Here is an 11,786-nt window from a genome sequence, read left to right as displayed (position 1 = left end):
CCAGGTCACCGGGATTGCGCCCACCAGGCCGACGAAGTCGAGAGCAAACCGACGAAGTCGAGAGCAAGATGGACTCGGTCGTAGTATAATCTTCCCGCCACGTTGGCGGTGAAAGTTTCTATTTCACATGCCGCGATCTCGTCTGGAATGGGCAACCGAGCAGCTCGGTGTGAGTTCGGAGACGAACGCGGAGGTGGCAGCACCTCACTGTGCACCAACGCTGAAGGGCACTCCCTCGAAACATTCGTCAGCGATCAGCAACAGCAGTGTCACGACGGTTGATTCCGTATCGGCTGGCCTCGGCCTTCGCACCGCCGGGTGCCGACCAGCTGCTGAGTCATTTCCACGTCGTCTTCACTGCGTAACACCGCATCACCTTGCTTGAGCTTCACTCCCGTCCGGTATGGGGAAAATCCCTACGATCAGTACCGCTGGCGGCTGATAATTAATCGGAGTCGCGGCGCCACCAGCGCTGGATGCCGAGATCGTCTGCGATCGCGCCCGCGGCGTTGTAGCCGCTCGCGCCACCGATAGAGCCCCCCGGGTGGGTGGACGCGCCGCACAGGTAGAAGTTGTCGAACGCCGTCCGGTACGGCGGGTACTCGTGGAAAGGCCGGAATACGCCGAGTTGGTCCTGGGTCATCTCGCCGTGGTTCCAGTCGCCGTGCCGCATGCTGGGCATCATCCGCTCGATGTCGATGGGGCTCGAAATATACTGGCCGACGATGGCTTCGAACTCGAGGCCGCCTTCCAGGTACGGCCGCCAACGTTGCAGCACACGCTGCGTGTAGTCGGCCTTGATGTCGTCCCATGCGGCCGCTCCGCCGCCGCGCAACTGATACGGCGCGATCTGTTCGCAGAAACAGGCTTCCCCTCCTGCCGGGACGAGACTCGGATCGAATATCGATGGGTGGACGGTGAACAACCCCGGAAGGCGTGGTGGGAGACCCAGCCGACAGTCCGATGCGTTGTCATCCAGGACGTCGAGCGACTCGCAGAGGGACACTGCGAAGCACTGTTGCACCGCGGGTTCTCTTTCGGCGGCTTTCCACCGAACCGGCTCTCGCAGGGCGAGGTAGAGACAGAACATCGACATCCGGTCGTACCGCCAGCGTTCCACGGCGGGTAGGAATTCGGCCGGGAGTTCGCCTTCACCGACCAGATCGAGGAAAGTGTGCTTCGGATCGAGGTTGGACACGGCGATGCCGTCGACGGGAATCCGGGTCGCGTCGTCGAGCACGATCCGAGTGACTCGGTGGTCACGTACCTCGATCTGCCTGACCGGGGAATCGAGTCTGATCTCGCCACCATGTTCCACTACGAAACGCGCCATGGCTTGCGCGAGGTTGTTCGAGCCACCCTGGCAGATGGCCCACCCATAAGGCTCGAGTGAACCGGCGAGCATAAGCGGGTAGTTCGCGCCGAGCCCGAAGACATCACCGGTACCCGCTAGTTGTGCGACCCAGAAGCCGAGACAAGTCTGCACCTCCGGCGACTCGAACATCTCCCGAGCGAGGTGGTTGGGCGTGGTAAGGAACTGACGGACCAGATCGAAGCCGCCCGCGGACTCGATGTCCGCCAGTTCTGCGGAGGGCGAGCCGGGTATGGAGAACATACCGGGTATCAATCTGGTTTCCAGTACGTGTCGATAGACTCGTATGAGGTCGTGAAATGTGTCAGCGTCGCGTTTGGAGTATCGGCCGATATTCCGCAGCGTCGTGGCGAGATCCCGTGACACCACCAGTCCGTTACCGTCTGGAAAAACGTGGGCGAACTGATTGTCCGGCCAGATGTATCGCGCGCCGCGACGCTGCAACTCCAGATCTCGGTAGACCGGGCCCATATGAATTATGCCGTGGAAGTTCGAGTGGAAGTTGTGACGAAACCCAGGTGCCGCAACCTCTTCGGTGGCACAACCTCCACCGACGACCTGACGGGCTTCCAGCACAAGTACCTTCCTGCCGGCCTTGGCGAGGTATGCCGCGCAGGTTAGGCCGTTGTGCCCTGCTCCGATGACGATGACATCGTATGACTCCACTGCGCGTATCCTTTCGCTTGCGCACGACCGGGAACTACGTGAATCGGTGTCCGCCGTCGATATTGATGAGCTGACCGGTGATGAACGAAGCCTCCCGGCTTGCGAGATAACTCACGCACGCGGCGATGTCTTCCGGTCTTCCTCGGCGCCGGATGCATTGTTCCGACACGATTTTGTCGAAGAGTGCAAGCTCTTCGGCCGATGCCAAGACACCGGGCGTCTCGATGAACCCGGGAGCCACAGAATTTACGGTGATCCCGTGCCTGCCAGCCCCTTTCGCGAGGGATCGAGTGAACCCGACGATCCCACCTTTCGACGCGGCGTAATGCGTCAGATCGAAATCGCCGACGTGGAATACCGCTGACGACACATTGATGATCCGCCCGTATCGGCGACGCTTCATCAACGGGTAGACAGCTTTGCAGCAGAGGAAGACCGAATCAAGATTCGTCCTCAGCACCCGTCGCCAGGCCGTGAGGTCGAGTTCGTCGAAAGCGACGTGAGGGAACACCCCGACGTTGTTGACGAGTATGTCGATCCCTCCGTAACGCCGGGCCACGGTTGACACCGCAGCCCGGACAGCATGAGCGTCGGTCACATCGACCGGAGGGTCGCACGCGATATCGAACACTTCGACGATCGCGCCGTCGCGAATGAGGCGGTCGGCTACCGCCTGCCCGATTCCCTCGCTACCTCCGGTGACTATGGCGACCGGACCGCCATGCGGCCCGGTCACCGTGGTAGGTCTCCTATCGCACGAGCCAGCGCGGCGATGCGCATCACCAGGTCTTCTGCGCACAGTTCTTGTTCCGGCTTCATGAGCGCGCTGCGCAGGATCCGCCCGTTCGGAACATCGGTGCCGAGGTGGTGACCACGCTCTATGAACCCGCCGGCGGACACCCGAAGAGTACTGAGGAAAACCGCCTCTGCGGGATCGGCGGACATGCCATCCGTCAGCATGCGTCCTGACGCCGCATCAACTTGCGACACAGAGCGCAGACCACTGGGAAAGTAGGTGACGACATCCAACTCGGGTCGCTGGTAGAGCGTTAACTCCGATGATTCCTCCACGTGGTGCGCGAAGGCGAGAGCGGCGCGCCGCGTGGACGCCAGCAGCGTTCCCAGACCCGCACGACGCAGCGGAATCAACCGCAACGTCGTCCAGAGAGCCGCTGCGGACGCACCCGCCCTGGAGCATTCCAAACTGATCTCGCCCAGATGGGAGGGTGCACCGGAAAACATGCGGGTATAGGTCGAGTCGTGGTGATAGTGCCGTGCCACCGAGGGATCGGAGAACAGGACCGCTCCACAGCCGTACGGCTGCAGGCCATGCTTGTGCGGGTCGACGACGATCGAATCGCATGCACCGATCGCCCGCCACGGCTGTGGATCCCACTCGAGCGACTTGTCGTCATCGTGGGCAAGGAGTGCGAAGAACCCTCCGTAGGCCGCATCCACATGTAGTCGAACGCCATAGCGCTCCTTCAGCACCAGCGCATCGGCGATCGGATCGATCGCACCCACGCCGGTCGAGCCGGCTGTCAGAACCACAGTGCCGACCGTGCCGGCTCGAACGAGCTCCTCGACAGCGGCCAGTTCCATGCGGCCGTGCGAGTCTGCCGGAACCTTGTATGCGGTCATCCCGAGCAGGGTGCACATTCGCTCGTGCGTGAAGTGGGCATCGGAGCTGAATGCGACTCCTCGGCCGGGGTGGGTCTGCCTCGCGACGAACAGCGCCTCCAAATTCGCAATGGTCCCGCTGCTGGTAAGATGCCCTACGTGCGTCGGCAACGCGAACATCTCGGCCAGATCCCGCACGACCTCATGCTCCATCTGGGTCGTCGCCGGCCCGCCCGCGAAATCGTGATTGTTCTGGTTCAACAGCATCGCCGTGACATACCCGACGACCGCCGCCGGATGCGGCGCGCGAGTCATCTGGCCCGCATACCGGGGATGGAAGAAGGGGGTGCTGTCGCGCAGCCGCTCGGACAGTTCGTCGAAGACACGCCCGAACTCTTCGTCACCGACCTCGGCATCCGGATGCGACTCATAGCCGCCGAACAAAGCTTGCCACCCGAAAGTCGAATCAACCGCCCGTACAAGCCATTTTGCGACATCCATCAGTAATCGCCCCCGCTCTGCCGAAGCTGAGCCAGCATCCCAGCGCTGTCGGCGCGCTCCGCCCTGGGTGAACTATCGAAGTCCTCCGCGCTGTGGACGCGGTGGTCGGTGATCGCGCTTGCCGTTCCATTTACGGAACGAAACAAGTACTCGGCGATCGATCTCCGCAATCTGGCCGGAAGCGCATGGCCGAACCGGGACAAGTACGCGAACAACCACTCACTCTTGCCGACCAGAAACGGATAGTCCGAGGGCATCATATTCCGCACCACCAACATGGGTAGCGGCGCGTCCAGCGGTCGAAAATTCCTGTTCCACAGCCCCGGCTGAAGGCAGCCGGGATAGAACTGGCCCAGCATCAAGCTCTCGGCGACAGCCCTGTCCTTACGCACGGAATGCACGGCGTCCACCCGCGCGTATTCCGTCAAGTCCGGGAACACGACCAACAGTGCGGCTTGTGGCGCAGCGGCGACAGCAGGTCGGGCGAGACCTGCGAACAGATCCAAAGCGTCGTCGACAACCGAAATCATCCGTTCGACGGTCAGCTCGACGTCTCCGGTCACGAAGGCCGACCACAAACAGTGATGACTGACAGCTGGCTTGACGTAAGGGCATACCGGCCCGTCACGACCGAGATCTTCATGCGGAAGCACGAGATAACCGCGTACCCAGTCCATCAGAACTTCCGCCGAATGGACTATTGCATCGGAGTCGCGATGGTCTCCGAACAGATCGATCCATTCGACACCTGAGCGCGTACCGACGAGACATCGCCCAGCCATAGAATGCTCCTGCTCCTTAGCCCGGAGCGGTTACCTGATAAACCGCCCGAACTGGTGCGCCGATACTACTCAGCGCATGGTGCGCAAACTTCCCACAGATGGGAAGCAATGAAAGGTCGGCATCGTCGGCGGACGCCGCGGGTCGCCGGCCTTTCTCCGATATCAGACGAGCTGCTAGCAGGTAGTTGCAGAACTAGTGTTCGATGCCCCCACAGACGGAGCAATGCCGATCACCCCACGTGACGCATGCAGCGAGACCTTGCTTCACATCTATGCGATGCATATTCTTGAACTGATTGCGCCACAATATGTTCCGCCGGAATCGTTGCGCTGTTCAGCCATAGAGATGCGACATCACACCGTCATCGGCCAACACAGGTGGGCTCTGGGTGCAGCTTCGGCTCACCGCGTCTGTGTTAACGCGCTCGCCTCCAGACGCAGCTGATGAGCGCTTCCCGGATTGATCAACAGATCGACACCGTCGGCGACGGCTTCGGCGAGTTGCTGCCCCCAATCGGCCACCACCGGGGCACAGTGATCCGCTGTTTGTGAACCTCAGCGGTGACTACCAGAGCACACCGCTCCCCGTTCGGCGCCGACATCACAACCGGCTGTCAGCGCACCCTTCCATGCCGGCCCTAGCCGATCAGACCCTTCAATACCGATCGGTCAGATCGAGGGGGTGGGTCACATGAACGGAGGGCGAGGCATTTCCCCCATAGGAACACCTCGCCCATCCGACAAGAATCGGAATTGGCGACGGACGGATGTGTCGACCCTAGAAGGAAGATAACACCGAAGGTGTTGCCCGCACGGATGATCGCTACGGTCCGGGCGCACATCGACGCCGCGTTTACATGCCCATTCGGCTGACAGAGTTGGTCTCTTGCAGCCGACCGATCAGGAACCGGTTCTTCCGATGACTGCACTATTGCCTCTAGCATACGGATATTTGCGCGATGACATGCTGTGTGACCTCGGCTGCGAGTCGAGTGACGACAGACTGCGTGCGGCTGCCGGATCACTCGGCTACGAGCTGGGCACCGTCTTCCACGAACCGGCACCCGAGAGCGGCACGCTTCCACCAGCATTCGTCGATCTCGTCCATGAATGCCGGCGAGCCGCAGCGCACGCCGTGATAACACTGCACGGACACCTGTCGAACATGTCCGTGTGCCGGATGGTCCTGCTGGCGGTTCTCGACGTGCGAGCCGACGCCACAGTGCACGAAGTCGAGCTTTGATACCCCCTCATCAGCGTGGTGTCGGTGACAGCGGACTCGCGGACATCAGCGCTGCGGCCGACACGCCGGATCCGGCCCGCATGCTCACCGCATGTTTGCGACGAATCGAACCGCGCGAGTCGGAGTCGTTCGATCCGCAACGCGAGTGGAGTAGGCATTTGCCCCATACCCTCGGGCTGCAGATCGTGGAAAGTTCATGCCGTGATCGAGGTACGCGGAACCGAAACGGGTGTACTGCGACGTCCCAGGTGTACAACTCGGACACCGAAAAGAGAGCTCCTTGTACACGAGGCTCGACCAACCCAAACCGCGAGTGCCAGGTGCTTCTGCGTCCAGTATCAAGATCACGCATGCCTACCTCGTATCGACCAGGAATTGAGCTGGTGATCCCACATGGATATCTCAGCGCTGAAAGATAGTTGGTCGAGTGTCGAGAAGGTCGGTGACGAAGCGGTCTTGTACTTCTACTCACACCTGTTCATAGCGCGTCCCCAGGTCTGCGAGATGTTCCCGGTGTCTATGACGACGGAGCGCGGCAAGTTCTTCTCGGCGCTCGGACGCATCGTCAGCAACGTCGACCGAATCGCCACCGACCCGACCTTTGTCCAGCAACTAGGTTCTGTCTCCCAATCGATCGAATAGTGTTCGGGCTGTCTCGGTGGTGCATCATGTCGGCTGTGTCGAGGCCAGCGGTTGATCGGTATCAGGTGTTGACGGACAAGCAGTGGGAGTTGCTGGAGCTGCTGTTGCCGAAATCCGAAGGGCGAGTAGGTCGTAACTTCGCCAACAACCGGCTGGTAGTGGAGGGGATGCTGTACCGGTTGCGCACGAGTTCGCCGTGGCGGGACCTGCCGCGGGAGTTCTGGCCGTGGCAGACGGTATGGAAGCGGCACCGCCGCTACGCCGCGGACGGCACATGGGATCGAGTGCTGACCGCGCTGCTCGCGCTGGCCGATACCACTGGTGATCTGGACTGGGTGGCCTCGATCGACTCCACGATCGTGCGGGTGCACCAGCACGGCGCGGGCGCCAGACACGACTCGGTGTCAGGGTTATGAACCTGCTGATCACGCGATAGGGCGTTCACGCGGTGGTCTGACGACCAAAGTGCATCTGGTCGCCGATGGTCACGGCCGTGGCCTGGCGGTGCTGCTCACACCCGGCCAGGCCGGCGACGCACCGATGCTCGCGCCGTTATTGGAGGCGGTCGCGGTGCCCCGCCTCGACGGCGGCCCAGCACGGCGCAACCCGCAGGTCGTGATCGCCGACAAGGCGTACTCCTCGGCCGCCAACCGCGCCTTGCTGCGGCGCAAACGTATCCGCACCGTCATTCCCGAACGATCCGACCAACTCGCCAACCGCAAACGTAGAGGTCGCCGCGGTGGGCGGGCACCCTACTTCGATCGGGAAACCTATAAGCGTCGCAACGTCATCGAACGTGCCTTCAACAAGGCCAAGCACTGGCGTGCGGTGGCCACCCGCTATGACAAGTTGGCCATCACCTACCGCGCCGGAGTCGTCCTGGCCCTGATCATCGAATGGCTCAAGTCATTGGGAGGCACAACCTAGGCCGCGACCACCGCAAATTCGAGGTCGTCGCCGACCACTATCCGGCGGCTGGCGCGTCGCTACTGGCTACCTTGCAGTACGTCCTCGGGGCGTCGTGGACCGACGGCCTCGCCGCCACCTGGGCAGAGGCGTACAACGCAGTCGCGGAAATCATGATCATGGCCGCCGATGAGAACCAGGAGGGCGCCCCACCCTGGTGGGACGCGCAGGTCATAGCCACCGAACGTCGCACCATAGACATCGGGATGCTGCGTATCCGCCCAACGCAGCCATATTTCTATAACGCCGGCCAGTCCATGGCGGTGGAGATTCCACAGCGTCCCCTGCTGTGGCGCTACTACACGCCTGCGAACGCACCCCGCCCGGACGGAACTCTCGACCTACATGTGCAGATCGTCGCCGGCGGACAGGTCAGCGCCGCCTTGGCCAGGACGGTCGCGGTTGGCGACATACTGCGACTCGGTGCGCCGACCGGCACCGCATTCACCCTGCCCACGGACTTTCGTGGCGATCTATTGCTGGTGGCCGGTGGTACCGGTCTCGCCCCGATGACCGCGCTGATCGAACAACTCGACGAACGCTGGCGTGACACCGGCGAAGTCACGAAGGTCCATCTCTTCCATGGGGTCCGAACCAAGCAGAACCTCTATTACCACACCTTCTTGTGCGAGCTGACCCGCACCCGGCCATGGTTGACCTACACGCCTGTCATCTCGGATGACCCGGCCTACCCTCGTGCACGCGGACCAGTCGGCACGGTCGTCGCACAGACCCATCACTGGCGTGGCGAAGCCGTACTCGTCTGCGGCTCCGCCATGATGGTGGCGCACACCGTCAGCGAACTGCAATGTGCGGGCGTACCCGCCTCGGCCATTCGATTCGAGAACTTCGATGGCGACTACCAAGACGACAGCAGACCGCAGACCTCCGCGGCTCCAGCGGGGATGGCGCACGAGGCGAGGCCATGGCATTGAAAGCACGTGATATCGAGAACATTCGATTCAAGAAGTCGGCATTGGGCCGACGCGGCTACGACGAACGCGACGTTGACGAATACATGGTCCGGGTCGCCCGCGAGGTCTCTCGGCTGAACTCGACGAACAAACGTCTGAACCAGCAAGTGGAGTTCAGCGATGAGAAGGCCCTACTGGCCGATAACGACTACCTGGCCCACCAGGTCGCGGAACTCGAACACCGGCTTTCGATGTACAAATCGACGTTCGGCGATACTGCGACGGTCGAGCGTCTACGCATTGAGCTAGCGGAACTGCAGCGGGAGAACGCACAGCTCCGCGAGGATTCGCAACACGACGCGCTGGGGATCAATGTGCGGGCAGTCAACATGCTCAGCCAGGCCCAGATCACCGCGGAATCCACCGTGGCCGAGGCCGAAATCTATGCCCGCGAACTGGTCGCGCAGGCCCGTGAGCAGTACGCAGACATCCTGCGGCAGGCCCAGAAGTCGGCGGCCTACGCGGCCGACGGCATCGCGGCCGTGGGGGTCCCGGTGGCGGAGGCTGCCGAACCACTACCCGCCGAACTCGAGTACATCCGCACCTACGCGCAGATCGCGGAGAAGCAGATGCACACGATCGTCGAAGCGTTGTTCACTGAGATCGACAAACTAGGCAAACGGCCACGACCTGTTGGCGAGGCCGAATCAGGATATGAACTGAATATCGCCGAGTCCAGCACTCTGCCGATGGCACAGATACCGCCTCGGACATGGCAGGACGCGCTCGACTCCACAGTGCAGTCACGAGCACCTCACGAGACCCCATCCGCCGGCGGACAGGCGTAAGGGTCATGATCGTTCGCCCCGCCGACGGCAACCCGGAATTTTCCAGCAATAGACAGCGAGACCGAAAAGCCGGTTCTTCAGACCGCCGGGCACCTGGCCTCAGCCGTTCAACGCACTCGGTGCGGCCGGATTTTCCAATCGCCACAGCCGAAAATAATTTCGGCGACCGGCCGCTGCTGTTCACTCAGCCGCGAAGCCCACATGTGACCTGGATACGGTGCGACCTCCGAACCGCATCCCTTTCCATGTGCGTGTCACGCCGGCTGGACCTCTGTGAAGCCTGACCAAGGAGCGACCGGAGAAATTGCAGTACAGTGGTTGGCCTGGATCAAGCCGCCGACGAGGACCTGAACGTTGATCGCCGACTTTCTCGCCAACCCACGCTGTCACCGATGGCGACAGCAACGCAACTCTCAGTAGGTTCCTGAGCCAGCGAAGCGGTCGATCTGGGTTGCCGACACGTTCATGGCTTTGGCGGAATCAGTCATGTCGGGAAACGGGGCGTGCAGGTACTGCTGCACCGACATCGATAATGTCACCAGCGCAGCCCCCATCAGCATGGCTGCCACCACTCGACGTACCGAATTCCGATTTCTTGTGTTCATCACAGCACTTCTCCTGTCATACAACGTGCTTCAGTGATCAGATTCTCACAAGATATCCGGAAACCGATGAGTCTGATATGGGGGATATTCCTATCGTCGATCATGACTTGTAGCCGAATCGAGGACGGCGTCCGATCCCACCCCAGAGCCTCCCACGCAATGCGGTTCCGAGGTCGACCTGCCGGGGTTCGCCCCAACCTGGCTCCCAGCCTGGCGGTCATGACCGCCAGGGATGTCTCCCAGTCGCATATGCCGGCGGACCGCCACTGGTGGGCAACACTGTAACGACGCTGGCCACCGCGATGATGGCAATGACGGCTTGGATTCACGCCGACCTTCTGCCGGCACCGACCATCGGTCAGGAAGCAGGGTTGAACACCGGTAGGTCGACCGAAGTGATTGCCTTCAAACCTCGCCGCGACCACCCCGCATCAGCCGCATACAACGTCACGGCCAATCCGACACTCGACGAGACGGAGTACCAACCAACACCTCCACCGGATATTGGGAAGAACCCGATGGGTGATATGTCCGGCCGACATAGGTCGATGCGGCTGTACGAATCTGGGTCAAAGGAATGTTGATCAGACACTGATTCGAGCAGTGCGGGTCGAACTGGGAAATCATTTGTCACTACACGCTACGATGATGTTTCATCAGTCGCCCTGAATCAGTAGAGGAGTCTTCATGGCCCGCAAGGTCACCGTCCAACTCGTCGACGACTACGACGGCAAGTCCCCGGCGGAAGAAACGGTCGACTTCGCCCTCGACGGTGTGGCCTACGAGATGGACCTGTCGGTCGTCAACGCAAGCCAGTTGCGCGGTACGTTCGAGCAGTGGACGCCGCACGCCCGCAGAGTTGGGCGAGTTCGGCGAGGCAAAAACAAGGCCAGGTCGGTGGACCATCGCGAACAAGTCCAGGCAATCAGGGAGTGGGCACGCAGGGAGGGCATTGAGGTCTCCAGTCGGGGACGGATTTCAGCGGAAGTGCTCGAGGCGTATAACAAGTCAAATAAGTAGCTGCCCTCGGGACCCGCAGACGTGGCGGGCGGCTGAGCGCCGCATGCTCGACCAGTAACCTAGAGGCAGTGGTCCGGTCGAGTCAGCCACCGCTACTCCACTCGGTTGGGCGTCACCGCAGAAGCCAACCATGAGTTGATAGCCAGGCACAGCACCATCACATGCGGCCAGTCAGCGGCAGCGTCTTCTCACATCGGGCCAATCAGATCTCGTTAGACCCGAGTTTTTCGTTGCCAGCAAACCGAGTGCGCCTGTCTGGCGGTCGTCGCTCTCCGGAGAGATCGCGGAGCGCGACGCGGCCGGACTGTCATCGTAAGCGAGATTGTCAGCGCGATTCCGATGCGGTCCGCGCCACCGTTCTTGCATTCGACGCCACGGCCGCCCGGCCGGGTTCGGTGTCCAAACAAGGCAGTCACTCGACTGGAGAATCGGATCCCCGCCGCCAGCCGAACACCACCATGAGCACCAAAGGTTCCGTCCACCGCCACGCCCAAACCAGCGATGCAACTGGAAGCTAGTGCCTCGTCCAAGTAGGTTGCCTCGGTAACCGGGTGTCGGGTTGATCGTGGACCTGTTGCCGGTGATGCTGCCGGTGGAGGTGGTGCTG

At 61.6% G+C, this 11,786-nt stretch carries 12 protein-coding genes and 1 pseudogene; 7 read left to right on the top strand and 6 right to left on the bottom strand.

Annotated elements, in window-relative coordinates; genetic code table 11:
- Nucleotides 1-445 precede the first annotated feature (445 nt).
- The 5 genes from ACWEKR_RS34515 to ACWEKR_RS34495 all read right to left on the bottom strand — a co-directional run bounded on the left by ACWEKR_RS34515 (nucleotide 446) and on the right by ACWEKR_RS34495 (nucleotide 5,466).
- The gene (locus tag ACWEKR_RS34515; RefSeq protein WP_452358096.1) at nucleotides 446-2,047 is read right to left on the bottom strand and encodes a phytoene desaturase family protein; all 1,602 of its coding nucleotides are present in this window, start codon (nucleotides 2,045-2,047) and stop codon (nucleotides 446-448) included.
- Between the two features lie 25 nt (nucleotides 2,048-2,072).
- Nucleotides 2,073-2,774, bottom strand: coding sequence for an SDR family NAD(P)-dependent oxidoreductase (locus ACWEKR_RS34510; RefSeq protein ID WP_452358079.1), 702 nt, complete (start codon nucleotides 2,772-2,774; stop codon nucleotides 2,073-2,075).
- Nucleotides 2,771-4,159, bottom strand: a complete 1,389-nt coding sequence (locus ACWEKR_RS34505; protein WP_452358078.1) for a pyridoxal phosphate-dependent decarboxylase family protein — start codon at nucleotides 4,157-4,159, stop codon at nucleotides 2,771-2,773. The genes ACWEKR_RS34510 and ACWEKR_RS34505 overlap by 4 nt, the downstream gene beginning before the upstream one ends.
- Nucleotides 4,159-4,836, bottom strand: a complete 678-nt coding sequence (locus ACWEKR_RS34500) for a DUF6875 domain-containing protein (RefSeq protein WP_452358077.1) — start codon at nucleotides 4,834-4,836, stop codon at nucleotides 4,159-4,161. The genes ACWEKR_RS34505 and ACWEKR_RS34500 overlap by 1 nt, the downstream gene beginning before the upstream one ends.
- A 507-nt stretch (nucleotides 4,837-5,343) precedes the next feature.
- Nucleotides 5,344-5,466, bottom strand: coding sequence for a hypothetical protein (locus ACWEKR_RS34495; protein ID WP_452358076.1), 123 nt, complete (start codon nucleotides 5,464-5,466; stop codon nucleotides 5,344-5,346).
- Nucleotides 5,467-5,827: 361 nt separating this feature from the next.
- Here ACWEKR_RS34495 and ACWEKR_RS34490 point away from each other — a divergent pair, with 361 nt between their 5' ends.
- The 5 genes and pseudogenes from ACWEKR_RS34490 (at nucleotide 5,828) to ACWEKR_RS34470 (ending at nucleotide 9,554) form a co-directional block, all read left to right on the top strand.
- The gene (locus tag ACWEKR_RS34490) at nucleotides 5,828-6,184 is read left to right on the top strand and encodes a hypothetical protein (protein WP_452358075.1); all 357 of its coding nucleotides are present in this window, start codon (nucleotides 5,828-5,830) and stop codon (nucleotides 6,182-6,184) included.
- A gap of 393 nt (nucleotides 6,185-6,577) precedes the next feature.
- Nucleotides 6,578-6,826 (top strand): hypothetical protein, encoded by a 249-nt coding sequence (locus tag ACWEKR_RS34485; protein ID WP_452358074.1) that lies wholly within the window; start codon nucleotides 6,578-6,580, stop codon nucleotides 6,824-6,826.
- A gap of 26 nt (nucleotides 6,827-6,852) precedes the next feature.
- A pseudogene (locus tag ACWEKR_RS34480) lies at nucleotides 6,853-7,753 on the top strand (IS5 family transposase).
- Nucleotides 7,723-8,727, top strand: a complete 1,005-nt coding sequence (locus ACWEKR_RS34475) for an FAD-binding oxidoreductase (protein WP_452358073.1) — start codon at nucleotides 7,723-7,725, stop codon at nucleotides 8,725-8,727. The pseudogene ACWEKR_RS34480 and the gene ACWEKR_RS34475 overlap by 31 nt, the downstream one beginning before the upstream one ends.
- Nucleotides 8,718-9,554, top strand: coding sequence for a DivIVA domain-containing protein (locus ACWEKR_RS34470; RefSeq protein WP_452358072.1), 837 nt, complete (start codon nucleotides 8,718-8,720; stop codon nucleotides 9,552-9,554). The genes ACWEKR_RS34475 and ACWEKR_RS34470 overlap by 10 nt, the downstream gene beginning before the upstream one ends.
- Before the next feature lie 413 nt (nucleotides 9,555-9,967).
- Here the strand turns inward: ACWEKR_RS34470 and ACWEKR_RS34465 are convergent, their stop codons facing one another.
- Nucleotides 9,968-10,126, bottom strand: a complete 159-nt coding sequence (locus ACWEKR_RS34465) for a hypothetical protein (protein ID WP_452358071.1) — start codon at nucleotides 10,124-10,126, stop codon at nucleotides 9,968-9,970.
- Between the two features lie 302 nt (nucleotides 10,127-10,428).
- Between ACWEKR_RS34465 and ACWEKR_RS34460 the strand changes: the two genes are divergently transcribed.
- Both ACWEKR_RS34460 and ACWEKR_RS34455 read left to right on the top strand, forming a co-directional pair.
- A complete protein-coding gene (locus tag ACWEKR_RS34460) occupies nucleotides 10,429-10,743 on the top strand; it encodes a hypothetical protein (RefSeq protein WP_452358070.1) in 315 nt (104 codons plus the stop codon).
- Between the two features lie 103 nt (nucleotides 10,744-10,846).
- Complete coding sequence (locus ACWEKR_RS34455) at nucleotides 10,847-11,179, top strand: histone-like nucleoid-structuring protein Lsr2 (protein WP_452358069.1); 333 nt, start codon at nucleotides 10,847-10,849, stop codon at nucleotides 11,177-11,179.
- Nucleotides 11,180-11,786 lie beyond the last annotated feature (607 nt).

It is taken from the genome of Nocardia sp. NPDC004573 (assembly GCF_053602135.1).
The sequence above is the reverse complement of the archived record's forward strand: the minus strand, read 5'-3'. Positions and strand labels throughout refer to the sequence as shown.

Excerpts from the sequence above, each read along its gene's own strand:
- ACWEKR_RS34500 (WP_452358077.1), bottom strand. The coding sequence starts at position 4,836 with ATGGACTGGGTACGCGGTTATCTCGTGCTTCCGCATGAAGATCTCGGT.
- ACWEKR_RS34470 (WP_452358072.1), top strand. The coding sequence starts at position 8,718 with ATGGCATTGAAAGCACGTGATATCGAGAACATTCGATTCAAGAAGTCG.
- ACWEKR_RS34455 (WP_452358069.1), top strand. The coding sequence starts at position 10,847 with ATGGCCCGCAAGGTCACCGTCCAACTCGTCGACGACTACGACGGCAAG.
- ACWEKR_RS34475 (WP_452358073.1), top strand. The coding sequence starts at position 7,723 with ATGGCTCAAGTCATTGGGAGGCACAACCTAGGCCGCGACCACCGCAAA.
- ACWEKR_RS34485 (WP_452358074.1), top strand. The coding sequence starts at position 6,578 with ATGGATATCTCAGCGCTGAAAGATAGTTGGTCGAGTGTCGAGAAGGTC.
- ACWEKR_RS34505 (WP_452358078.1), bottom strand. The coding sequence starts at position 4,159 with ATGGATGTCGCAAAATGGCTTGTACGGGCGGTTGATTCGACTTTCGGG.